29 protein-coding genes are annotated in these 21,727 nt (G+C 37.0%); 19 read left to right on the top strand and 10 right to left on the bottom strand.

All coding sequences use genetic code 11. The features are described 5' to 3' along the window. Nucleotides 1-165: 165 nt before the first annotated feature. Together EA14781_RS09225 and EA14781_RS09220 are read right to left on the bottom strand one after the other, a co-directional pair. Nucleotides 166-984: an SdiA-regulated domain-containing protein gene (locus tag EA14781_RS09225; RefSeq protein ID WP_000828225.1), complete on the bottom strand. Its 819-nt coding sequence runs from the start codon at nt 982-984 to the stop codon at nt 166-168. Between the two features lie 157 nt (nt 985-1,141). Then, complete coding sequence (locus tag EA14781_RS09220) at nt 1,142-2,284, bottom strand: EspG domain-containing protein (RefSeq protein WP_000606972.1); 1,143 nt, start codon at nt 2,282-2,284, stop codon at nt 1,142-1,144. A 1,130-nt stretch (nt 2,285-3,414) separates the two neighbouring features. Here EA14781_RS09220 and EA14781_RS09215 point away from each other — a divergent pair. The 9 genes from EA14781_RS09215 to escU are packed head-to-tail and all read left to right on the top strand — an operon-like array spanning nt 3,415 to nt 8,315. Further along, complete coding sequence (locus EA14781_RS09215) at nt 3,415-3,786, top strand: H-NS histone family protein (protein ID WP_001055612.1); 372 nt, start codon at nt 3,415-3,417, stop codon at nt 3,784-3,786. A 14-nt stretch (nt 3,787-3,800) separates the two neighbouring features. Further along, nucleotides 3,801-4,019 (top strand): EscE/YscE/SsaE family type III secretion system needle protein co-chaperone, encoded by a 219-nt coding sequence (locus tag EA14781_RS09210; RefSeq protein WP_000628724.1) that lies wholly within the window; start codon nt 3,801-3,803, stop codon nt 4,017-4,019. A gap of 12 nt (nt 4,020-4,031) precedes the next feature. After that, a complete protein-coding gene (locus tag EA14781_RS09205) occupies nt 4,032-4,346 on the top strand; it encodes a type III secretion system filament chaperone (RefSeq protein ID WP_000084150.1) in 315 nt (104 codons plus the stop codon). After that, on the top strand, nt 4,343-4,942 hold the full coding sequence (locus EA14781_RS09200; protein WP_000153997.1) for a type III secretion system domain-containing protein: 600 nt from the start codon (nt 4,343-4,345) through the stop codon (nt 4,940-4,942). The genes EA14781_RS09205 and EA14781_RS09200 overlap by 4 nt, the downstream gene beginning before the upstream one ends. Further along, nucleotides 4,929-5,582: a hypothetical protein gene (locus EA14781_RS09195; protein ID WP_000780741.1), complete on the top strand. Its 654-nt coding sequence runs from the start codon at nt 4,929-4,931 to the stop codon at nt 5,580-5,582. Before EA14781_RS09200 ends, EA14781_RS09195 begins: the two co-directional genes overlap by 14 nt. Before the next feature lie 4 nt (nt 5,583-5,586). Next, nucleotides 5,587-6,240: a type III secretion system LEE export apparatus protein EscR gene (gene escR, locus EA14781_RS09190; protein WP_000080621.1), complete on the top strand. Its 654-nt coding sequence runs from the start codon at nt 5,587-5,589 to the stop codon at nt 6,238-6,240. Beyond that, nucleotides 6,240-6,509, top strand: coding sequence for a type III secretion system LEE export apparatus protein EscS (gene escS, locus EA14781_RS09185; protein WP_000447502.1), 270 nt, complete (start codon nt 6,240-6,242; stop codon nt 6,507-6,509). The genes escR and escS overlap by 1 nt, the downstream gene beginning before the upstream one ends. Next, on the top strand, nt 6,509-7,285 hold the full coding sequence (gene sctT, locus EA14781_RS09180) for a type III secretion system export apparatus subunit SctT (RefSeq protein ID WP_001002814.1): 777 nt from the start codon (nt 6,509-6,511) through the stop codon (nt 7,283-7,285). Before escS ends, sctT begins: the two co-directional genes overlap by 1 nt. Beyond that, nucleotides 7,278-8,315, top strand: a complete 1,038-nt coding sequence (gene escU, locus EA14781_RS09175; protein ID WP_001291683.1) for a type III secretion system LEE export apparatus switch protein EscU — start codon at nt 7,278-7,280, stop codon at nt 8,313-8,315. Before sctT ends, escU begins: the two co-directional genes overlap by 8 nt. On the opposite strand, the gene EA14781_RS09170 is transcribed toward escU, so the two are convergent. After that, nucleotides 8,312-8,776, bottom strand: a complete 465-nt coding sequence (locus EA14781_RS09170) for a lytic transglycosylase domain-containing protein (RefSeq protein WP_000850377.1) — start codon at nt 8,774-8,776, stop codon at nt 8,312-8,314. The two genes, escU and EA14781_RS09170, sit on opposite strands and share 4 nt — an antisense overlap. 190 nt (nt 8,777-8,966) lie before the next feature. Here EA14781_RS09170 and EA14781_RS09165 point away from each other — a divergent pair, with 190 nt between their 5' ends. After that, nucleotides 8,967-9,305: a GrlR family regulatory protein gene (locus EA14781_RS09165; RefSeq protein ID WP_000605377.1), complete on the top strand. Its 339-nt coding sequence runs from the start codon at nt 8,967-8,969 to the stop codon at nt 9,303-9,305. 91 nt (nt 9,306-9,396) lie between these two features. Next, on the top strand, nt 9,397-9,810 hold the full coding sequence (gene grlA, locus EA14781_RS09160) for a type III secretion system LEE transcriptional regulator GrlA (protein ID WP_000444176.1): 414 nt from the start codon (nt 9,397-9,399) through the stop codon (nt 9,808-9,810). Nucleotides 9,811-10,189: 379 nt separating this feature from the next. On the opposite strand, the gene cesD is transcribed toward grlA, so the two are convergent. From cesD to EA14781_RS09130, 6 genes are all read right to left on the bottom strand, one after another. Continuing rightward, nucleotides 10,190-10,645 carry a SycD/LcrH family type III secretion system chaperone CesD gene (gene cesD, locus EA14781_RS09155; RefSeq protein WP_000087464.1) on the bottom strand — a complete coding sequence of 152 codons (456 nt, stop codon included), beginning with the start codon at nt 10,643-10,645 and terminating at the stop codon, nt 10,190-10,192. 13 nt (nt 10,646-10,658) lie between these two features. Next, a complete protein-coding gene (escC, locus tag EA14781_RS09150; RefSeq protein WP_000723933.1) occupies nt 10,659-12,197 on the bottom strand; it encodes a type III secretion system LEE outer membrane ring protein EscC in 1,539 nt (512 codons plus the stop codon). Further along, complete coding sequence (gene sepD / locus EA14781_RS09145; protein ID WP_001063683.1) at nt 12,197-12,652, bottom strand: type III secretion system LEE switch protein SepD; 456 nt, start codon at nt 12,650-12,652, stop codon at nt 12,197-12,199. Before sepD ends, escC begins: the two co-directional genes overlap by 1 nt. A 5-nt stretch (nt 12,653-12,657) precedes the next feature. Beyond that, nucleotides 12,658-13,230 carry a type III secretion system LEE inner membrane ring protein EscJ gene (escJ, locus tag EA14781_RS09140; RefSeq protein WP_000716193.1) on the bottom strand — a complete coding sequence of 191 codons (573 nt, stop codon included), beginning with the start codon at nt 13,228-13,230 and terminating at the stop codon, nt 12,658-12,660. A 1-nt stretch (nt 13,231) separates the two neighbouring features. Further along, nucleotides 13,232-13,609, bottom strand: coding sequence for a type III secretion system inner rod subunit SctI (sctI, locus tag EA14781_RS09135; protein WP_024164658.1), 378 nt, complete (start codon nt 13,607-13,609; stop codon nt 13,232-13,234). Nucleotides 13,610-13,692: 83 nt separating this feature from the next. Continuing rightward, complete coding sequence (locus tag EA14781_RS09130; protein ID WP_000386936.1) at nt 13,693-13,992, bottom strand: SepZ/EspZ family type III secretion system protein; 300 nt, start codon at nt 13,990-13,992, stop codon at nt 13,693-13,695. 179 nt (nt 13,993-14,171) lie between these two features. On the opposite strand from EA14781_RS09130, the gene cesL reads away from it, so the two are divergent. The 7 genes from cesL to EA14781_RS09095 are packed head-to-tail and all read left to right on the top strand — an operon-like array spanning nt 14,172 to nt 20,088. Then, entirely contained in the window at nt 14,172-14,525 is a 354-nt protein-coding gene (cesL, locus tag EA14781_RS09125) for a type III secretion system LEE chaperone CesL (protein ID WP_001050416.1), read from the top strand. Next, nucleotides 14,522-16,549, top strand: coding sequence for a type III secretion system LEE export apparatus protein EscV (gene escV, locus EA14781_RS09120; RefSeq protein ID WP_001037829.1), 2,028 nt, complete (start codon nt 14,522-14,524; stop codon nt 16,547-16,549). Before cesL ends, escV begins: the two co-directional genes overlap by 4 nt. Next, nucleotides 16,533-17,873, top strand: coding sequence for a type III secretion system LEE ATPase EscN (escN, locus tag EA14781_RS09115; protein ID WP_000622552.1), 1,341 nt, complete (start codon nt 16,533-16,535; stop codon nt 17,871-17,873). The genes escV and escN overlap by 17 nt, the downstream gene beginning before the upstream one ends. A gap of 59 nt (nt 17,874-17,932) precedes the next feature. Further along, nucleotides 17,933-18,253: a hypothetical protein gene (locus tag EA14781_RS09110; protein WP_000086862.1), complete on the top strand. Its 321-nt coding sequence runs from the start codon at nt 17,933-17,935 to the stop codon at nt 18,251-18,253. Continuing rightward, nucleotides 18,246-18,662 carry a DUF1106 domain-containing protein gene (locus EA14781_RS09105; protein ID WP_032156449.1) on the top strand — a complete coding sequence of 139 codons (417 nt, stop codon included), beginning with the start codon at nt 18,246-18,248 and terminating at the stop codon, nt 18,660-18,662. Before EA14781_RS09110 ends, EA14781_RS09105 begins: the two co-directional genes overlap by 8 nt. Beyond that, a complete protein-coding gene (locus EA14781_RS09100) occupies nt 18,625-19,542 on the top strand; it encodes a type III secretion system protein SepQ (RefSeq protein ID WP_000803682.1) in 918 nt (305 codons plus the stop codon). Before EA14781_RS09105 ends, EA14781_RS09100 begins: the two co-directional genes overlap by 38 nt. Before the next feature lie 30 nt (nt 19,543-19,572). Beyond that, nucleotides 19,573-20,088 (top strand): hypothetical protein, encoded by a 516-nt coding sequence (locus tag EA14781_RS09095; protein ID WP_042324418.1) that lies wholly within the window; start codon nt 19,573-19,575, stop codon nt 20,086-20,088. 218 nt (nt 20,089-20,306) lie between these two features. On the opposite strand, the gene EA14781_RS09090 is transcribed toward EA14781_RS09095, so the two are convergent. Next, a complete protein-coding gene (locus tag EA14781_RS09090; RefSeq protein WP_000999614.1) occupies nt 20,307-20,669 on the bottom strand; it encodes a type III secretion system chaperone family protein in 363 nt (120 codons plus the stop codon). A gap of 263 nt (nt 20,670-20,932) precedes the next feature. Here EA14781_RS09090 and EA14781_RS09085 point away from each other — a divergent pair, with 263 nt between their 5' ends. After that, nucleotides 20,933-21,544 carry a type III secrection system effector, WxxxE family gene (locus EA14781_RS09085; protein WP_000492637.1) on the top strand — a complete coding sequence of 204 codons (612 nt, stop codon included), beginning with the start codon at nt 20,933-20,935 and terminating at the stop codon, nt 21,542-21,544. The last annotated feature ends 183 nt before the right edge of the window (nt 21,545-21,727 follow it).

The raw sequence follows: 21,727 nt of genomic DNA, 5'->3' as shown, positions 1-21,727 counted from the left end.
CACCAATGATGTAAATTATGTTAATGCCAAATTGAGTTTTAATTGTATTTTGAGGTTTATTTAATTATTAGACTTTTTGTTTTGATGTTCATTTTTACTATTCTTTTTGTAATAGGGAGCGGTGTTGCCAAATTTGGTCGCTCAATATTAAGATCCGTGACCGACTTACTTATGAGGGACAAATTTAGCGAGGATATCAGGTTCACTAGCAATATAAATGCTTTCATCAGGCAACGTTACAATACCTTCAGGTTGGGGCAAGTCACGGGTTAAGTTATGATTTCCTTTCGTCAGGTCCATCATCTCAACGAAAGACATTTCTGTCAGGTTAAACTTGAGTAACTTACGTGATTCGTCGGACAGAATCATCAGACTTTCATTATTAAAGTCCAGACCGGATATATCGTTAACACGTATATCATTTAGTGCCTCTGGAATCGTTACTTGCTTTGCACTTCGCAAATCTGGAGAAAGCTGATAGGCAAACATGCCTGCAGGGCGTCGTTCTTTTGCGACAAACAGCATCCGATTATCTGCTTTCCATGCTAGTCCTTCAAAACCACTATTTTTTTTATTGAATTTTTCTAACTGAATTCTGTTTCGCAAGGAGATACTCATATCTTTTGTAACTGTAAAAAAGAATAGTTCAGACGTTTTTTCATCTACTGCTGCGAAAAGGTTTCCTTGTATGTGCTCAATGGTTTCGGCATCAGAGATAAAAGGCAGCGGGGCTTTGTTGATGATGTCGCCATCCCTGGTTATTTTGATTAGCTGCGCAGGACTGTTCTGGGTGGCATACAGGAATTTATCCTCTTTATTATAAGTAAGAGATGATAAATTCACCGTATCTGGTAATTGTTTTATAAACGAAAGAGAATATTCTTGTGGTGATTTTGGGTAGTGATGGCTACAGGTAAAGAAAATAAATGCAATTACTGTTGTTAGTATTATAATAAAAATTGCAATTAATGTATTTCGTTTCATTTTTTATTTCTGCGAGAAAGCAGGTGTAAAAGATTAATTTGTATTTGTGAAATGATTAAGGGTGGAAATTTTTATTATGCGGGAAGCAATAGGGCACCACTATTTTAATTTTGATAAATAAAAATAGTAGTGCCCTGGTTCTCACATTTTAAATATTTTACGGATATGTTTCAGATGCGGCATATTGTGGCTTTATGGCGCTTACCATATCATTAATTTTACATTTTAGATCTTTTGGCACTGAATAAGTGGTTCGGTTTGTCAACATTCCTAACTCGTTGGGGCGATCCTCTGGTGCCATTATTTGAACCCCGGTATGGCTGGCAACGTAAATGTCTCCGCCTGGTGTTTGAGAGAGACTTATGTTGAGGCAAGCATTAGGCAACGGTTGTGAAGTTCCCGCATTGAGTTGACTAGCTTGAGCAACTCTTGTGTGGGTTAACGTTAAGCTTGGTACATTGAAGGATTGATAGAAGGCTGAGCATATGGCAGTCGCTGCCCCGGGCTGACATAAAAAATCCACAAGTTGATCTTTCTGCGCATCAGTGCCGCTACTGTTCTGTGCGACCATCTCTGCATAATGGCGAGAAATGCCATTCTCAACAACATATTGAGCGGGTGATGAGTTTGTACTTCTAAGCCCTAGCGCATTGCGAAGTGTTTCTTGTGCCTCTCCTGGGATATCAACGCCATTGATTGAAAGTTTTGCAGTGCCGAGCCCTCGACATGCATCCATAAACACAGAACTGAATGGTGCAGACCCGCCAAGAGGATCTGTTTGAGGGGTATGAGGAATCACCGTTGCTGATAGCGAGGATGTCAAACTAAGTTGGTTGTACATACCTGCAAGAGTTGTCAGGTCCATCTCAGATAAGGAGTTATGAACCAGAATGTATGGCATGTGGCGATCGACGGGTAATGAGTTTAATAGCCGATTTTCCTGGTTTGACTCCAGGAGCACGGTCGTCTTTTTATTATCCGGCGTGATAATCTCTGCTTCAATGAGTTCGCTGCGAGTGACGGAAATACTTAAAGACGAACCATCGGAAAATTGCGCATACACTCTGCCTAATTCATTAGATTTGGGAGATACAGGCTTTAGAACGCTTAACAACTCTTGGTATTCTTGTTTTTCACTGGGTGAATACTTTGGACTCCATAAACCAAGACTAAGAATTTTCAGTAATTTTTCTGCACATGACATATCATTCCACGACTTTGTAAAGCCGTTATTAACTTTATTTGCAGCATCTAAAACTATTGAAGCCGCGGAATTGGTATTATTAAGTCCGTTTATCATGAGAGGCTCCTCTTGTCTCATCTATTTATGAAGAATCCAACAACAAGTATCATAGAGCATTATATAGTGTCAATAATATGCAACTTATCTATAGTTGGGACTTTAAATGATTGTGAAATAATTTTTTCTTCCAAATCACTCAGTGAAATATTTATCTAATATCAATTACGAAATAATATTAATGTGTTATTAACGCTTATTGGTTTTTGGGCGTGAATAGTAACTGTTTGCATTAATGATAATATTCAGAGAGGCCTCTTGTTTTTTTATGATGATAAAAAATACTGTTAATGTTTAATCCAGGAATATTGGGGTTGAACCTGATTCCTCTTTGTCTGCATATAATGGACTGATTACTAAAGGGCACATCGGTATCCGTTTGCTTTCCCTTTTCGAGGGGGAGCACATTAATCAACATCAGGGGAGACTAACCTTTAGCTCCTGGCACTTTTGAACTCCCAGCTTCTCGGCGAACGTTCTTAACCGTTTCCAACGTCAACCGACCTTGTCACGGCGATGAGCTGATGCTCGGCGTGTTTTCTTTAGTGAAGTGAGTATTGAGTATATGGAGCTATTTCTTGATGCGAATGGTGTGGCTATGCGGGATATTTGCAAACACTACAGCCAGCTCTGCGATTTACCTCTTGTTACTTTTTATACTACAACCACTCCTGGGCGTGCCGGGAAATGAGACTTAAGCTATATCTGCACCTCGTGTCCTGAGGAAAGGTCATGGCTATATAGTGAACAAAGTCAGGGCGGTGATTATTTCATTTAGCCATTTGTCTAATAGGATTAATCTCAAAGAAAACAAGATGATTAACTGGTGAGAAAGTAATTGTTAATGCTGTTTGCTAACGAGATGATAGTTTTCTATTTTATTGATTTTAAATGATTTTTAAGAAATGCGATTTTTTTGTTGACATTTAATGATAATGTATTTTACACATTATACATCGGTGATTAATAAGTTTTATAAGGATTTTGTTTGATGAAGTAGATGTGTTCTAAATTTGATAGATAAAACGTTATCTCACATAAATTATATAATTCGATTAATTGTTGACCCTTCCCCGTAAGGATTAGGTCATTAATAGCTTAATATATTAAAGCATGCGGAGATTATTTATATGAATATGGAAGCTAATTCGCACACAACAAGCCCGTACATTCAACTTATTGAGCAAATTGAAGTGCTACAGCAGGAAGCAAAGCGACTGCGAGAGCAAGAGATTCAAAGTGTAATTGAGTCGATTCAGAAACAGATTACTTACTACAATATAACTCTACAAGAACTGGGATATACCAATATACCTGATGATGACCTTGCTCGCAGGAAGTCATCGAAAGGTGTTTGCTATCGTAATGAAGAAGGACAGACTTGGTCGGGAGTTGGTCGACAACCTCGTTGGCTCAAAGAAGCACTGCAAAATGGAATGAAGAAAGAAGATTTTCTTGTTAAGGACACAGAAGAAGAATTAATGCCGCTGAAAAATATTTAATATAAAACCATTAGATGATAACGATAACTGAACTGGAAGATGAAATAATAAAAAACAAAGAAGCTGCCGCCATTTTTATTGAAAAAATAAACGATAAAAAAAACGAAATCCATGAGAAAATGAAACACCCCCTGGATAAAGTTACTTACAATGAAGCAAAGGAACTGCTCATTGCATGCGATGCGGCAATTAAGGTCATTGAGATTATGTCAATCAGGATCAACAATAAATAGAGGGCGAGCATTTTGAGTCAAACAAAAAATAAACAATTATTAGATAAAAAAATAAGAGCAGAGATTGAATTAATAAAGAAAATAATCGCTGAATTTGATGTTGTAAAAGAAAATGTTAAGATTCTAAATGAAAAGGCCAAAACGGATCCTCAGGCCGCCGAAAAGTTAAATAATCTAATCGAGGGATATACAAATGGTGAAGAGAGAAAGTTATATGATTCTGCTTTAAGTAAGATTGAGAAATTAATAGAGACCATGAGTCCTCTGAGATCTAAAAACCAACTAACGAAGAATCAACGGAATAAAAATAATAGAAAAATAGTATGACGATTCTTAATAAAATAGACTATAACTACTATAAATTAATCAACTATCCAATCATGATGATTCATGATGAGTGGCTTGGTGATTTAACCGGCGTCAATCAGATAAGTTTCCGGCGCTTAAGAGAAAGCAGCTCTACACGTAATCAGCTGAATAAAATATTACGTCAGGAAATACAAAGTAAAATTGGTGGAGTAGAATTAACTGATATAAATAAGGAAGGTTTTTTATATCAGTCTATTGGGAAAATAAGATTACTTGCTCTAAGTAGTGCATTATTTGAAATTCAATGCCCCGATTATATTTTTTCACGTTTATACCGAGAAACTCTGATCAGAGAAATAGGATATCAAAATGTGAAACAATTATCATTCTATTGGCAGGGCGGGCAATGTAAACCAGAATATGGCGAAGAACGATTTTGTTCTGAACTAATAAAATATGGTGCAGGGAATCTTGAATGGCTATTTTCTGATAATCCCTTATGGACAGTAGTCAAGTATCTTTTACCGAAAAGTGGAGAAATAAAGCCAAACCATATTAATAATTTATTTCTTAACCGACTTAATAAAATTTTATTGCCTTATGAAACTTTATGAATATAAAAAGATAAAAATTGATTTAGTGCTTACGGAAGATCTCATATCTGAAGATAAGCTACAGGAAATTATTCAATCTGATGACATAGTCAAAATAACGAGAAAAAAGACATGTGAACATTTACTGAGGGCGAGGAGAAAATCGAAAGAGTTAAGGAACGAGTCCAGAAAAAAAATCGCCAAAAAAATGATAGCAATGAGAGAACGGATTCGAAAAAATAACGAAATAAAGTTAGAGAAAGAAATAACCAACTCGATAGAATGGATTAAGGATGTTCAGGATATTGAATTGATTTTAATGCAAGATGTAATGAATAAAGTTCATTTGTCATTAACCAATGCATTATATTCTTTAGATACATCATCAAGAATTAACTGGAGTGACTTACTTAATGAAATGGTAAGTGAAACGCTTTCTCATAACAATATTGCGGGCACCATTAAGATTACTAAAAACCCTGATGTTAGGCTTGAGCCCGATGATGATAAAAATATACAGTTCATTAATGATGCTGATATACCAGTTAATAAAATAATAATAGAAAATGAATACATCAGAATAACATTAGACCCGCTAGAACAAATAAATATCTTATTAAACTCATTTAAAGAGAATTATTCTAATATTATTCAGGAATGATAGCATGTCTCAGTTAATGACCATTGGTTCACAGCCAATATTTTTAATTATTGTATTTTTTCTTTTATCGTTGCTGCCTATATTTGTTGTTATTGGTACTTCATTCCTGAAAATTTCAATTGTACTAGGGATTCTGAAGAACGCATTAGGCATTCAACAAGTACCACCCAATATGGCATTAACATCAGTATCTCTGATACTGACAATGTTTATTATGTCTCCGATAATATTACAAATAAATGACAATATTTCTCAGGAGCAAATTAGCTATACTGATTCTGATTTTTTTCAAAAGGTTGATGAGAAAATATTATCACCATATCGCGTTTTTTTAGAAAAAAATACAGATAAGGAAAATGTTGCGTTTTTTGAAAATGTAGCCCAAAAAAAACTGGGTAATGAAACTATATTAAAAAAAGACTCTCTGTTTATACTGTTACCTGCTTTCACTATGGGGCAGCTTGAAGCCGCATTCAAAATAGGTTTCTTACTCTATTTGCCCTTTATTGCCATAGATTTGATCATTTCCAATATCTTGTTAGCCCTGGGTATGATGATGGTATCGCCAGTTACAATTTCGATACCTTTTAAAATCCTGTTATTCATTCTTGTTGGGGGCTGGCAAAAATTATTTGAATTTCTGTTGGTGGTAAATTAATGGAAACTGGATATTTTGTTCAATTATGTGTGCAAACTCTATGGATCATATTTATCCTGTCACTGCCTACGGTTATAGCAGCTTCTGTTATCGGTATTATTATTAGCTTGATCCAGGCTATAACACAGTTGCAGGATCAGACATTACCTTTTTTGCTGAAAATAATAGCAGTATTTTCTACACTTGCTCTGACTTATCACTGGATGGGAACAACAATCATCAACTTCTCGTCGATAATATTTGAAATGATTCCAAAGGTGAATGGCTAATGAATGAAATAATGACTGTCATAGTTTCATCATTCTTTTGCATACTCAGACCATTGGGGATGTTTATTATTCTGCCAATATTTTCAACAGGCGTTTTGCTCAGTAATTTTATACGCAATTCGATTATGGTTGCATTTACGCTACCCATTATCATCGAAAACTATACATTCTCAGAAAAATTACCCTCTGGAATTTTTCCATTGACTGGCATTGTGTTAAAAGAAATAAGTATAGGTTTTTTTATTGGATTGTCATTTACTATACTTTTTTGGGCAATAGATGCGGCTGGGCAGATCATTGATACCTTAAGGGGTTCAACAATATCTTCAATTTTTAACCCATCTATAAGTGATTCGTCTTCTATTACCGGCGTTATTTTATACCAATTTATCACGGTGATTTTTGTTATTCAGGGAGGGATACAAAGTGTTTTGGAGAAGTTATATCTATCTTACGAGATATTGCCATTACAAGCAGATATAATGTTTAATCGTGCTTTAGTCGACTTCTTATTTTCGCTATGGGATTCATTTATCAGACTGATGTTATCATTCTCAATTCCCATGGTTATCGGTATATTTTTATGTGATATGGGGTTTGGGTTTCTTAATAAAACAGCTCCTCAACTGAACGTATTTACATTATCACTGCCAGTAAAAAGTTTGATAGCAATTTTTATGTTGTTATTAGTTATTCACGTTTTTCCAGAATTTATTACAGCAAATATTCATTCTGACATAATTGATAGATCGTTGCCGAGTATGATTAATGAGTGAAAAAACAGAAAAGCCTACACCTAAAAAACTAAGGGATCTAAAAAAGAAGGGCGATGTAACTAAAAGTGAGGAGGTAATGGCTGCGGTGCAGTCATTAATCCTTTTTTCATTTTTTTCTTTATATGGTGCAAGTTTTTTTATTGATATTGTCGGGTTAGTTAATACGGCAATAAATTCACTAAACAGACCATTCCTATATGCCATTCGTGAAATATTAGGTTCGGTATTAAATATTCTCTTATTATATATTTTACCCATTTCTTTAATTGTTTTTGTTGGAACTGTTGCAACAGGTGTATCACAAACAGGATTCATCTTTGCGGTAGAAAAAATAAAGCCCTCGGCTCAGAAAATCAGTGTAAAAAATAACCTTAAAAATATTTTCTCTGTGAAGAGTATTTTTGAGCTATTTAAGTCGGTATTTAAACTGGTGATAATTGCTCTCATCTTCTACTTTATGGGACATTCATATGCAAGCGAGTTTATTAATTTTACAAACCTCAACGCATATCAAACTCTTGTTCTTGTGGCTTTTTTCGTTTTTCTTTTATGGAAAGGTGTGTTATTCGGATATTTACTCTTTTCGGTATTTGATTTCTGGTTCCAGAAACATGAGGGATTGAAGAAAATGAAAATGAGTAAAGATGAGGTGAAGCGAGAAGCCAAGGATACTGATGGTAACCCTGAAATTAAAGGGGAGCGTCGACGCCTTCATTCCGAGATACAAAGTGGAAGTCTGGCGAATAACATTAAAAAATCAACTGTTATCGTCAAAAACCCTACGCATATTGCAATTTGTCTGTACTATAAACTCGGTGAGACTCCATTGCCTCTGGTGATTGAAACAGGGAAAGATGCTAAAGCTTTGCAGATCATCAAACTAGCGGAGCGCTATGATATTCCAGTGATTGAAGATATCCCTCTTGCAAGAAGCCTCTATAAGAATATAAATAAAGGACAATACATAACAGAAGACTTTTTTGAGCCTGTGGCACAATTGATTCGTATTGCGATAGATCTTGATTATTAATCGATGATTTGTTCATTGTTTTTTAATTTAGTGTATGTTTTATATATTTTCATCGCATATTGTCTTCTGAGTTCTACTACATTTGGTGTGTTAAAGTAGCCCGCATTATACGCACCAACTGCATCCCATGTATTCCCTCTGGATTTGATGTTAGAGGCCAGAATATAGCCAGCGACCGATATGTTTATGCAGGCATCATGTAATAAATCATCCTCTGATATGTTAAATTTACTTAACAAATTTAAATGAGATGAATTTATTTGCATTATGCCTATATCATATGTTCCATTTTTGTTCATTTTGCTTTTTATTCCATTTTGATTTCTGGATTCATTCCATGCAATTGCCTTTAATATTAAAGGATCTATATTATATGCTTTCCCAGTAGTTTCAAAGCAATCAGAAGCATAACAAAAGTTTGAAATGAGAATGATACTTAATATGGCCTTTTTTGTTTTCATTTTGGATATTCAATATGATTCATCAAAAATTAAATATGTCAACCACAGGAAATAACAGGTTTGAATATGAGTATATTTAATGATATATTACATTGCAATCTGGAGAAAAAGAAACATCTCCATTATTCTTGTGTCGCTTATGGATAGAACAAATTGAAAGGAGTGAGGTTGGTATGAAACTGAGTGAGTTATGATTATGAAGGATGGTATCTATAGTCTTATCTTTATTAGTAGTGAAGATTCCTGTGGAGAGGGTGTACTGGTTAAAAATGGAAATTTGATTACTGGTGGAGATATTGCTTTTGTGTATCAGGGGATCCTGTCTGAAGAGGACGACATCATTCTTCATGTTCACCGCTATAATCATGAAATACCCTCGGTGCTAAACATTGATCAAGATTATCAGTTGGTTATCCCTAAAAAAGTACTGAGTAATAATAGTAATGCAGCAGTACATTGCCATGTAAGAGGAAATGAAAAGTTGTTTGTTGATGTTTATGCCAAATTCATAGAACCATTAATAATTTAAAATTCAGATATTTCATGAATTTTGTCTAAAATGAATTGTTTGTGAATATTTTTATGCCAATTTGTTTTATTAAATAAAAAGAACATGGAAAATGGAATCTAAAAATAAAAATGGCGACTATATAGTTCCTGACTCTGTAAAGAGTTATGATGGTGAGCCTCTGTATATCTTGGTTTCTCTTTGGTGTAAATTGCAGGAGAAATGGATTTCTCGCAATGATATTGCCGAAGCATTCGGTATAAACCTGAGGAGAGCATCATTTATTATAACTTATATATCAAGAAGAAAAGAAAAAATTTCATTTCGTATCAGATATGTCAGTTATGGTAACTTGCATTATAAACGCCTCGAAATTTTCATTTATGATGTTAATCTCGAAGCCGTTCCGACTGAAAGCCCAGGATCGGCTGGACCAAAAAGAAAAACCTACCGAGTTGGTAATGGCATTGTGGGGCAGTCGAATATCTGGAACGAAATGATCATGAGACGGAAAAAAGGGAGTTAGACATAACTTTTCACATACATTTGTAGAAGAATAAAAATAGAGCATTATTCGGGAGTTTTGTTTTTCAAGATAAACCTTCTCCTCTGTCAAAGTTTGAAAATCATTTCCTAACAAATACGCTCTGGTTATAGACGGTTGAAACGTTCAGCATCTCTGATGCTAAGTTAAAGATATATACCTGATTATTCCATGAGCGGAGATGACATTGAATACAACGAAAGATGGTTTAGGCGCATAAAAATCCTGATTATTGGAGTGGCCCCGCGCCTGTAGACAAACCTACCTATAGTGGTGGTCCAACCTGGGATCACTTCATCAGACTGCTTTATTATTCCCAACAGAAAATCCCCAGACAGGCTGGGGATTGGTATGCAGAGGTTTAATCTGTATTACCTAACAGTTTTTTTATATTTTCTTTATACGTAGAGTATTTTTCTTGTTCATTACACCACATTAAACAAGCCTTAAAGGCTTTTTTGGCCATTTTTCGATTTCCGACAAGTAGGTAGCTGATGCCTGAATAATAAGATGCTCTGGGATCTTGCATAATTAAGGTTGCACAGCGAGCGAAACACAGTTGTGCATCTTCATGATTTGATAAACGCTGATGACATAAGCCCAGAGATAAGGTGTAGTCATAATTCCAGTGCTCCAGATATGTTAGCAAATGGAATAAATTTCTCGCGGTTATAACATCACCAGATTGATATGCTGTATAGGCATAAGAATGAAGGTCATTGAGATCTTGTTGCGTCAGATTTGTTAATGACGCTAATGTACCACCATCCTGGTAGAAATCATAAATATCCTCTAGAGAGCTAAATTTCCTGCTCATAAAGCCTCATTTATTATTCGCTAGATGCAGATTTTATTGGGGTCGCTTTAATCAAAAAGAGTCGAACAACACTGTGTTTTTGTTTTACTGTACTGGAGAATAAGCTACCAATAACAGGAATATCGCTTAACAACGGTATACCATCTTTACTTGAACTTTCTTTATCCTGGATAAATCCGCCAAGCAGCAGACTTTCTCCTGCGCTTAATGTTGCTTCCGTTGTCATTTCTGAATTTTGGACTTCAGGTAAGAGACTGCCGGTATCCTGAATATTGCTTTGGCTAGTCGATTGATTGCCATCCTGAATATCAAGTAACAAACGAACTCGTTCCCGGCGTTTTCCGGTAAGACTATTTGGAGTGTCATCAAGTATGCGTGGGGTCACTCTCAGCAATGTCCCACTGGTTATACTCTCCAGCGATGCCACCTTTTCACCAGAGACTTTTGTATAAAACGTTACGTTTTTATCAAGAATCGCCTGCATATTATTTAAGGTTATAATTGATGGCTGAGAGAGTATTTTAGCCTTCGAGTTCTGTTGTAACGCATTTACTCTGATCATAAAATTATTTGCATTACTTATCACCGAAGAGCTGATATTAGCTTGTGCAGCAGAGCTATTAAAGGCAATAGTACCTTGCCCTGCATTTAATGTACCAGACCAGTTTACGCCTAGCTGCTGAAGATCGTTTGCATCAACATCAATAATTGAAACAGAAATTTCAATTTGCCTTTGTTCAATATCAAGCTCAGAAATTAATTGCTGATATATATCCATAGTTATTTCACGGTCTTTTACAACAACCGCATTAAGACGTGGATCAGCGGAAATTTTTACGCTGTTATCAAATAGATTGCCGCTTCTCTCGACAGCGCCTTTACCGGTACTGGGAAGCGATCCATTACTTGCCATTGTCTTCAGAATGGAAACGACTCCAGGCACGACAACGTTTTGGTCGCGGTATTTGTATGTTATATCTGTCGCTGACGCATAGTTTAATTTAAAAACTTTAACGACATCTTTATTTTTGGCTTTAGACTGTGCCTCTTTGTCAAGACTTTCAGATAAAGATGTAATGTATTTTATGCACTCAGGAACGCCACGAACTTCAATCGAGTTAAACGTCGTGATTTTTCTCACATTGCAAGAGTTTTTGTTTACTGAGATTGTATCGCTCAGATATTTTAGCAGTGAGTCAATATCCAGATATGTCGGCGTAATTATACTTCTTGATATTTCATTTGTTTTATAAATATACAAAATATTCTCATCATAATACCATGTAAGATGATAGAGCCTGGACAGTTTTTCCAGTACTTTTACTGGTTTTTCGTTTTTTATTTCGCCAGAGAAATCATCATTTACAGAACTACTGATGAAAACAGGAATGCTGTAGTTAGCGGCAAAATCATTAAGGATTGCACGTACCGGAGAACTTTTTGTAATAATAAAATACTCGTTCTTGCCTAATCTTTTTTCCAGAGAGGACGGAGCAGCTTGCGCACTGCAGCAAAATAATGCTGTAAAAATAAAAAAACTTATTTTTTTCATTACACAATTCGTCCTATATCAGAAAACAAGTGTGTTGGTGGCGTCATTGTATCTGATGAAGATGATTGCTCTAGTTTATCAAATTGCTTGTCGAGCAAAGAGGCGAGTGTATGTTGCATTATTGCTTTTGACATGTTTGCACGATGATTATTGTCTTTATTAAAAAGTTGGCAAAGATACCATTTCTTGTTAGACAGGAAGATACCCATTTGTTTATATTCTTTACTAACGGCCAGGATATTGCAGAGTCTGATAAATGTATCTGTTGGAACTTGGCGAAAGTCGCCACTAAGCTCGATATACAGAACCCAGTAGTTTCCAAAATCGTGCAAGAAAGCATTTTTTTGGTAGATATGAAAAGTAAGATGCGTTGGCGAACCTTTGACATCTTTTACAAAATCAAGAGCCGTTAGCCAGTCACTATCATTCTTCGCTATGCCATTATTATTGTTCATACATATTACCCGTCCTGTCCTGAGGATGACTTGATAACGACACTAATATTTTCTAATTTAAGATCGTCGACACTGTTCTTAACCAGGTTTTTTATCTGAATGACCGATGGTGCTAAGTTAACCTCTGGCGAGCTAATGACTAAAACGGCTGCTGAGGATGGTTGACTTTCGTTATTGTTAACATTTAATGAAACGCTGCAATCGATAACACCAGGAATTTTACTTAGCAACCTTTCGATATCTTGTTCTTTGAGATAGTTGATCTTTGCATTTTCTTGTGATGGCGATGCCACTAACTGACTGGGTGGAAAAATAACCTCGATATCTGCAAATTTCTTTTTCGGGAAGCCATTATTATTTAAAATCGTTATCGCGCGAACAAAGTCCTCTTTTTCCACACTGATCGTCACATTTCCACTTTTGTCCATTTCTTTAGAAACATTGACATCATTGGATAGCAACAGTGCTTGCATCTGATTCGCTTCTTTTTCCGTTAATCCTGTATACAATTGCTCTTTACATGCCACTGTCAAACAAATAGCAACTAATAAAAAAGTATTTTTAATGTGTTTTTTCATTTTATTGCATTGAGACTAATTTTGTAACCGATGTTGAAAGGAGGCTTGCTAACTTGGATACGACATCAACGTTGACGTTTGCGTTGAGCACATTCTTTTGTAAGGTGAGCACGTCTTCTGGCGAGAGCCCACCTGCAGATAGAGCATCGAAACTGAGATCGCTGTTCATTGTTGCGAGATGTCTCTTTTTAATTTCTTCAATCAATACTTGTTCTGGAGAAGACACTCCCGCCGTTTTAGGGAGTAATTGATCAAGAAACTGAGCCGCACCTGCCGCAGAGGGGGCTGGGGCTAACGGGGTATGCTCATCAACGAAATTTGTTTGGGATGCTTTATTTAATTGAATATTAATGTTTTCCGATTGATTAATGTTGTTCATATTTACTGTTAGTCTCTTTTTATGAAAGAGGCAAGGGCATAATACATCCATTACCTCTCTCTTTTATTTATGCGATGGGCCGGTTAGGCATATTTCATCGCTAATGCACCGCCAACCGCAGTAAGAGTACCTAGTACGCCAGAAGTAACACCCAGGGCTAAGTATTCTGTGCTGCCCGCCTCTGAGCATGCCGCTGCAATACCTGTACCTACAGCTGCCAGAGCCGTAGTGGCAAGGAAGATTCCGCCGATAACTCTAATGGTACGATTTGTTCCATTTTCTGCTTTAATCACTCCTGTCTTCTCATCCACTGAGTTATTTCCACTGAGTGAGGCCGCCAGCGGCAATACTGCGCCAGAAGGACTTAAATTTGCTGCTTCCATTGATCTTTCTCCTTTTGTCTAATATAGACATTTATCTGGTTATAAATAACCAAATTATCCCACGCGCAACTATTATTTAAATAGTTGCAATGTACATAAAGTACATATACTGTATATATTATCCAATGCGCTTTTTCAAGCAATAATATTCACACATATACTTACTTCAGAGCCTGCATATGAATCTTTTAATTAAAAGAAATGTAGAAGAGTTTTTAAGGTTGTTAGGGAGTGATTTTTATTTATTTGATAATCGCGTTGAAATTGATTTTAATGGGTTTTCTTTTTTTATTGAGATAATTGATAATAATGTTTTTGTTACATTTGCTTTGGAATATAATGAAAATGCATTTTTTTCCTTTTTCAGTGCCCTTGCCCCTGAACGGACGCAGGGTGTGATTGAACATATTTTTGTCTACGATAATAAATTATGTTTAAGCTATTTATTAACTAATATCGATGTATTTTCTTTAATGAATACTTTTCAACAGCATGTGCAGATTATTGAGCGAGTTCGCAGGATGACGTCATGAATAAACTCTTAAATATATTTAAAAAAGTGGAGTCATATCACGATCTTATTCTGGCTCTCTTCTTCTTTATGGCTGTAATGATGATGATTATTCCACTGCCAACAGTTGTGGTGGATATTATTATCGCGATTAATATCTCAACAGCTTTACTCTTATTAATGCTCTCAATCTATATAAAAAATCCTCTTGAGCTAACTTCTTTTCCTACAATCCTGTTGATTACAACATTGATGCGCCTGTCACTCAGTGTTAGTACAACCAGACTTATTCTGTTGCATCACGATGCGGGTGACATCATTTATTCCTTCGGTAACTTTGTTGTTGGCGGTAACATTGTTGTTGGTCTGGTTATTTTTACCATTATCACCATTGTTCAATTTATGGTTATTACAAAAGGGGCCGAGCGCGTTGCTGAAGTGAGTGCTCGTTTCTCTCTTGATGGTATGCCAGGAAAACAAATGAGTATTGATGGCGATATGCGCGCAGGCGTTATTGACCCGCTTGAGGCAAAAGTTCTTCGCTCCCGAGTCCAAAAAGAAAGCCAGTTTTATGGCTCAATGGATGGGGCGATGAAGTTTGTAAAAGGGGATGCTATTGCTGGTATTATCATTGTTTTAGTTAACCTGTTTGGTGGCGTTCTCATTGGTATGTGGCAGTTTGACATGCCATTTGGTGAGGCGCTTAGCCTGTTTTCTGTATTATCCGTCGGTGATGCACTGGTTGCCCAGATCCCTGCACTTATTATTTCGGTCACCGCAGGGGTGGTTGTTACTCGTGTTCCTGGCGAAAGTGAAAAAGAAGAAAACCTCGCAGGAGATATTATTCAGCAGGTTTCCGTTAATAGCCGTCCCTTTTTAATCAGTGCCGCCCTGATGCTCGTAATGGCGATTATCCCCGGCTTTCCTACCCTGGTCTTCTTGTTTCTGGCGGTTTGTCTGCTGGGTATTTCCTGGAAATTGCAGAAAAAAAGAACATTTGGATCTACCAATAGTAAGGATGCAATGGGGGGAGATTTGTCGAATAGCCAAAATATCTCGCCAGGCGCCGAGCCATTGATTGTAAACTTAAGTAGTAATATTTATAGTGCAGATATTACACAGCAAATGGAGGTTATGCGTTGGCATTTCTTTGAGGAAAGTGGTATTCCGTTGCCTAAAATCATTGTTAATCCGGTTAAAAATAACGATAGCGCAATAGAGTTTTTACTCTATCAAGAGTCAATATATAAAGATACCCTGACAGACGATACCGTTTATTTTGAAGCCGGGCATGCGGAGATATCATTTGAATTTGTCCAGGAAAAACTTTCAACTAACTCTATCGTGTATAAAACGAATGAGGCTAATCAGCAGCTAGCTCATCTTTCTGGTATGAATGTTTATGCAAAAACAAATGATAAGATTGCGTTTTTGCTAAAGAAACTTGTCGTGTCTAACGCCAAAGAGTTCATCGGTGTACAGGAAACGCGTTATCTGATGGACATCATGGAGAGGAAATATAACGAACTTGTGAAAGAGCTTCAGCGTCAGCTTGGTCTGAGCAAGATTGTGGATATTCTTCAGCGTCTCGTAGAGGAAAATATCTCAATTAGAGATCTACGAACTATTTTTGAGACACTTATCTTTTGGTCAACAAAAGAAAAAGATGTGGTCATCTTATGTGAATATGTTCGTATCGCTCTCCGTCGGCATATTTTAGGTCGCTATAGTGTTCGTGGTACGCTTCTGAATGTCTGGCTTATTGGCTCTGATATTGAAAATGAGCTGCGAGAGTCGATCAGACAAACATCATCAGGTTCGTATCTGAATATCTCCCCAGAGCGGAGTGAGCAGTTAATCGGCTTCTTAAAAAATATTGTGAATCCGGCGAGCAATGGCGTCATTTTGACCGCTTTAGATATCAGACGCTATGTGAAGAAAATGATTGAAGGTTCGTTCCCGTCAGTCCCTGTGCTTTCTTTTCAGGAAGTTGGGAATAATATCGAGCTGAAAGTATTAGGAACGGTAAATGATTTCAGAGCATAATTCTGTGTTGGAAAGATACCCACGTATCCAGAAAGTGCTCAATAGCACTGTACCGGCATTATTATTGAATTCATCTACAAAGTATGAAGGCAAGATTACTAATATCGGCGGGACGATTATCAAGGCACGTTTACCAAAAGCGCGTATTGGCGCCTTTTACAAGATAGAACCCGGTCAACGTTTAGCTGAGGTGATTGCTATTAATGAAGATGAAGTTTTCTTGCTGCCTTTTGAGCATGTTTCAGGCATGTATTGCGGTCAGTGGTTAAGTTATCAGGGGGAAGAGTTCAAGATTCGTGTTGGGGACGAACTCCTCGGGCGACTGGTTGATGGCATAGGCAGGCCAATGGGAAGCAATATTGATGCGCTTTATCTTCCGTTTGAACGCAGTCTGTATGCTGAACCCCCCGATCCTTTATTAAGGCAGGTTATTGATCAGCCATTTACGCTTGGTGTCAGGGCAATTGATGGTTTGCTCACGTGCGGCATTGGGCAACGTATCGGTATTTTTGCAGGTTCCGGCGTTGGTAAAAGTACGCTTTTGGGGATGATTTGTAATGGCGCATCTGCGGATATTATTGTCCTTGCGCTTATCGGTGAGCGTGGTCGTGAAGTAAATGAATTTCTTGCGCTTTTACCTCAATCCACGCTTTCTAAATGCGTACTGGTTGTAACAACTTCAGACCGTCCTGCGCTGGAAAGAATGAAAGCCGCATTTACGGCGACAACCATTGCAGAGTACTTCCGGGATCAGGGGAAAAATGTATTATTAATGATGGATTCCGTAACTCGTTATGCCCGAGCCGCGCGTGATGTGGGGCTTGCATCGGGGGAACCTGACGTAAGGGGGGGATTTCCTCCGAGTGTTTTTTCTTCGTTACCCAAATTATTAGAGCGTGCGGGACCTGCGCCAAAAGGCTCAATAACTGCGATTTATACGGTGCTGTTAGAAAGCGATAATGTTAATGATCCCATCGGTGATGAAGTTCGCTCTATTCTTGATGGGCATATTGTGCTTACCCGAGAACTTGCAGAGGAAAACCATTTCCCTGCAATTGATATTGGTTTAAGCGCCAGTCGTGTTATGCATAACGTTGTTAAATCGGAACATTTACGTGCAGCGGCTGAATGCAAAAAGCTTATTGCAACCTATAAGAATATTGAACTGCTTATTCGTATTGGCGAGTACACGGTGGGGCAAGATCCTGAAGCGGATAAGGCAATAAAAAACAGAAAAGCAATCCAGAGCTTTATACAACAAAGTACTAAAGATATCAGTAGTTACGAAAAAACGATTGAAAATCTATTCAAAGTGGTTGCCTGAATATGTTGGACAGAATTTTATCTATTCGTAAAAGCAGGGCGAATCGTTTGAGAGAGTCAATGTCCAGGATTAATGCTCAGATAAAAGAGGTTGATGACAAACTCGATGATTGCGAGCAAGCCATTAAAGAGTCGATCGCCTCTAAGCAAGCGTATTGTGCATCGTTGGTGAATCTGGATAAAGTGTCTTTATATAAATATCAGATAAAAAACAACGCATTTGATGAACAAAAACAGCGATTATATGAGAAAAAATCCACACTTTCTAAAGAAAAACGTTCACTACTTGATTCGCAAAAACGCACGAAAGAGAATATACAACATGTTAATAAATCAATAGAAAAGTTATCTTTTGCCATAAAGGAACATTACTTTGACTAGAGTTTCTCTAAAAAGAAATTTGATAGAGCCTGTTTCTTTTCAGCCATCAGATGATTGGTCGCAAGGAGAAGAAAACTTTAATGATATTTTTAATCGTATAAAAAAAAGATCACCTGATACTTTGTTCATACGAATGGCTTCTTTATGGAAGAGGTTGTTTTACTCCTCTGGCCGACGGAGGCGCTACTTTGAGCAAGGGGAGCACTCGTTTAGTATTCTTTGTGGAAGATTACGGGGAATTGTTTTAACAATTAAATGTCGTAGCGGGATCATTTATCTGTCCATTATAGTAAACCCTAACAATAGAAATCATGTTTTTTTATATCATAAAAAAGACTATGTTTTCGATAAATTAAAAGAAATCTTTCCCGATGAAGCCATTGAGTTCTCAATTGAATATGAAAATTAATGATTTTTACTTGCCATTGTTACCCGTCATAGGCACTGGTCGCCTCTATATTACGTCAGAAGGGCATGCTTGCCATGCATATTTTCGTGAAGTCAGCGGTAATGGTATTCGTTTCACGTTGACATACTCGGGTTATGAGGGCCGTTTTTGGATATCAGAAGAACAGTTCATTCAGTGGTGCCATGAGTTATTCCCGTATAGCGACAGTCGATTGATTCCTGAAGATACGATAAAGCTCATGGTCTTATGGGTGATGCAGGCGGTGTTACCAGAAGATGATGTGTCAGTTGATGATGTTCAATTTACGGCGCTAAAGAAAGATATTTATCCGGTAATAGAAAACAATAATGGAACAAATAGGCTTAATGTCATTATACTTGAAACAACGGTACAAAGTTTACAATATCTGATTAATGAAAATTGGCAATTTGTTCCTCATTCTAATACCTTTTTTTTTGATGGTTATATCGTTCCGGGGTGGACTGACTACCCAGTTACAGCATTGAATGTGGGTGATAGTTTGAGACTCTATCATGTTGATGATAGTCAAGAGAGAAAGTGTTGGCTTGTTATTAATAACCCTTTGGCAACAGTAAAGTTGAGCGATAATAATTTATCTGTTACCGATATTCTGACTGCGGATCTATTATGTACTCTCAGCAACGATACTGTAATGAATCGCATCTATTGTGCGATCGGTACAGTCCACATTGATATACATATGTTGCGTAATATTAAAAAAGATGACATTATCAATACAGATGGATACCATCTTTTTGGTGGATGCCAGCTAATACGCAATAATACGACTATAGCATACGGGAGCATTGTAAAAATCAACGAAGATTTTTATTTTACCGTTAGTTTAGTATGTAATTAATCAGGAATACGTTATATAGGGAGATGTATTATGCCGTCATCGTTATCAGGACCAATATTCAGAACTACTCTGACAAGCCAGCATGCGTCATGGAACAAGTTCAGCAGAACGCTTCATATACCGAATAACGATACCGTAGATGAAATTCAATTTAAAGCCCGAATGCAACAGCGCCACCATCGAGTATATCCAGATATAGAGGATTATACCGTTGTCTCTTTTCGGGGAAAAGAGTATTCTGTTCGCTTTATTAAAGATAAAGAAACAGAGAATTATGTGTACAAAGTACAGAAGATGACTACGGAAAATGGGTGTTTCTCAAAGCTATTTAGCTTTCTTTCTGGCGGCGTGACCAAGGCTTTGGAAAGAAAATTAAATGAGAGACATATCACTCCACTTTCTTCAACCTGGTTTCCTCGTACTCCCCTGGAGGGGATCCTGATGGAAAGAGGATTATCTTCTTTGTTACGTCGCGTACAGTCTACGGAACGTCTTGAGTATCCTGGGGCTACAACATCAACTCCTTTTTCTAATGCAGTAGTGTGATTATCATTTGAATCCTCCTCCTGACTTAACTCCAGAATTATTATGATTCTGGAGTTTTCTTTTTTGTTTTAGCCGATATTATATTATTTTTAATAATATAGTTGAATGTTCAGAGACGTTAACCAGTCGAAGTCAGAGTTTTCTGTGATGTGGCGCGTGTTAAACTGAATGGACGATTCCATTCAGCTCATAAGCTATCAAGGAATAATATCTGTAGGTCAGGAAGACAGAAGTCTAATCACTTCATTTTTTAATAGATAACCATTTTCCATTAAATTAGTAAACTCCGTGATATCGATTTTATTTGCAGGAAATGCAATGTTTAAAAGTAGTCTATCTTCATTTGATGACAGAAAAAACATACCGAGCAGTTCTCGATTGTTATTTATTTCCAATATTTTATCACTTTTTATTGATTCGTTATTAAATAAGTGGCAATAAAAAAACAGGATCTCAGATTGGGGGGCGCATTCCAGTATCCATTCATGGCCATCGTTATCGTGGAAAGAGAGGGCATCAGTTTGCTCTTCAAGAGCTATCCCAAACGTATGTGCAAGATCTGTGCGAAATTGATCATTCATATTATTGTCCTGCCATTCTTTTCATGCTGATATGCTCAAATGTAATTAATCCGAGAATTCTGATACAAATAATAAGACGTAGATATAAGATTCCGGGAATAGTGTTGCATATCCATGATAGCATATGATAAATGTAGTGCAACTACCTGTAGATTAGGCAGGAGGAAAATTAAAATATAAGGCAATTATTATTCAAAATTACTTTTATAAGTATGGGAATAATTATTTTACTGTCGAAATATAATTTATAAAAGGTTTATTGAATGTTTAGTCCAATGACAATGGCAGGTAGATCGTTAGCTCAGGTGGCTTCACAGACTCTTAGACCTGCGTTTACCAGAGCTGCAACGCAAGCGGGTATGGGAGCCTCTGGTATGAGGGTCGTGCCTGTGCAGTCGAATTTGTCGATTAATTATGGCAAACTGACTAATCAGCTACTACAGACTGTAGCCAAACAAACTCGTGGTGGCGATACCCAGCAATGGTTCCACCAGGAACGGATTACTTTTACGTCCAGAACAGTAAATAAAACACTGGATGAGTATTGTATGAGTAATCGTTCGACAATTAGTCCGGAAACTAAAGGCCGTATTTTTAGAGCGGTTGAAAGCGCGATACAGCAGCCTCTTGATGTAAATTGTGCACAATCATCGATTGATCACTTCTTGCAGTCCAACAAATACTTTAATAAGAAAGTTGATGAGCACTGTGGCAAAGGGGTGGATCCGATGACTCGCTTTAACACCCAGGCTAAGATGATAAAACAAGTCTCGCAAGAAATCTTTGAGCAGAATTTTGGCGGCTTAAAAGTCAGCGATATCAAGACTATTACTCAGAGTGCGATTGCTGATAACGTGCAGGATACTCGGTTGTAAGGATGGCCTTGTTGGGCATAGGTTAAGCTTCCTAGTGTATAGCATGGTCTTTGTTGATGTAAGAAAAGTCTATATGCAGAAACTTAATAAATTTTATTATTAATTAAATTTGATAACTTATTTGATGGGTTTTGATTTAAGCTTGACTTTATAATTAAAGTGAATGTTGGTTACGGTTTTGTT

Source organism: Escherichia albertii NBRC 107761 = DSM 17582 (assembly GCF_000759775.1).
Taxonomy (GTDB): domain Bacteria; phylum Pseudomonadota; class Gammaproteobacteria; order Enterobacterales; family Enterobacteriaceae; genus Escherichia; species Escherichia albertii.
This window is presented reverse-complemented; position numbering and strand designations above follow the sequence as displayed.

Coding starts and splice junctions, on each gene's coding strand:
- grlA (WP_000444176.1), top strand. CDS start 9,397: ATGGAATCTAAAAATAAAAATGGCGACTATATAGTTCCTGACTCTGTA.
- escV (WP_001037829.1), top strand. CDS start 14,522: ATGAATAAACTCTTAAATATATTTAAAAAAGTGGAGTCATATCACGAT.
- escU (WP_001291683.1), top strand. CDS start 7,278: ATGAGTGAAAAAACAGAAAAGCCTACACCTAAAAAACTAAGGGATCTA.
- EA14781_RS09215 (WP_001055612.1), top strand. CDS start 3,415: ATGAATATGGAAGCTAATTCGCACACAACAAGCCCGTACATTCAACTT.
- sctT (WP_001002814.1), top strand. CDS start 6,509: ATGAATGAAATAATGACTGTCATAGTTTCATCATTCTTTTGCATACTC.
- EA14781_RS09110 (WP_000086862.1), top strand. CDS start 17,933: ATGTCCAGGATTAATGCTCAGATAAAAGAGGTTGATGACAAACTCGAT.
- escC (WP_000723933.1), bottom strand. CDS start 12,197: ATGAAAAAAATAAGTTTTTTTATTTTTACAGCATTATTTTGCTGCAGT.
- EA14781_RS09170 (WP_000850377.1), bottom strand. CDS start 8,776: ATGAAAACAAAAAAGGCCATATTAAGTATCATTCTCATTTCAAACTTT.
- EA14781_RS09165 (WP_000605377.1), top strand. CDS start 8,967: ATGATTATGAAGGATGGTATCTATAGTCTTATCTTTATTAGTAGTGAA.
- EA14781_RS09200 (WP_000153997.1), top strand. CDS start 4,343: ATGACGATTCTTAATAAAATAGACTATAACTACTATAAATTAATCAAC.
- EA14781_RS09085 (WP_000492637.1), top strand. CDS start 20,933: ATGTTTAGTCCAATGACAATGGCAGGTAGATCGTTAGCTCAGGTGGCT.
- escR (WP_000080621.1), top strand. CDS start 5,587: ATGTCTCAGTTAATGACCATTGGTTCACAGCCAATATTTTTAATTATT.
- sepD (WP_001063683.1), bottom strand. CDS start 12,652: ATGAACAATAATAATGGCATAGCGAAGAATGATAGTGACTGGCTAACG.
- EA14781_RS09225 (WP_000828225.1), bottom strand. CDS start 984: ATGAAACGAAATACATTAATTGCAATTTTTATTATAATACTAACAACA.
- escS (WP_000447502.1), top strand. CDS start 6,240: ATGGAAACTGGATATTTTGTTCAATTATGTGTGCAAACTCTATGGATC.
- sctI (WP_024164658.1), bottom strand. CDS start 13,609: ATGAACAACATTAATCAATCGGAAAACATTAATATTCAATTAAATAAA.
- cesL (WP_001050416.1), top strand. CDS start 14,172: ATGAATCTTTTAATTAAAAGAAATGTAGAAGAGTTTTTAAGGTTGTTA.
- EA14781_RS09195 (WP_000780741.1), top strand. CDS start 4,929: ATGAAACTTTATGAATATAAAAAGATAAAAATTGATTTAGTGCTTACG.
- EA14781_RS09220 (WP_000606972.1), bottom strand. CDS start 2,284: ATGATAAACGGACTTAATAATACCAATTCCGCGGCTTCAATAGTTTTA.
- EA14781_RS09095 (WP_042324418.1), top strand. CDS start 19,573: ATGCCGTCATCGTTATCAGGACCAATATTCAGAACTACTCTGACAAGC.
- escN (WP_000622552.1), top strand. CDS start 16,533: ATGATTTCAGAGCATAATTCTGTGTTGGAAAGATACCCACGTATCCAG.
- EA14781_RS09100 (WP_000803682.1), top strand. CDS start 18,625: ATGAAGCCATTGAGTTCTCAATTGAATATGAAAATTAATGATTTTTAC.
- EA14781_RS09210 (WP_000628724.1), top strand. CDS start 3,801: ATGATAACGATAACTGAACTGGAAGATGAAATAATAAAAAACAAAGAA.
- cesD (WP_000087464.1), bottom strand. CDS start 10,645: ATGAGCAGGAAATTTAGCTCTCTAGAGGATATTTATGATTTCTACCAG.
- EA14781_RS09130 (WP_000386936.1), bottom strand. CDS start 13,992: ATGGAAGCAGCAAATTTAAGTCCTTCTGGCGCAGTATTGCCGCTGGCG.
- escJ (WP_000716193.1), bottom strand. CDS start 13,230: ATGAAAAAACACATTAAAAATACTTTTTTATTAGTTGCTATTTGTTTG.
- EA14781_RS09090 (WP_000999614.1), bottom strand. CDS start 20,669: ATGAATGATCAATTTCGCACAGATCTTGCACATACGTTTGGGATAGCT.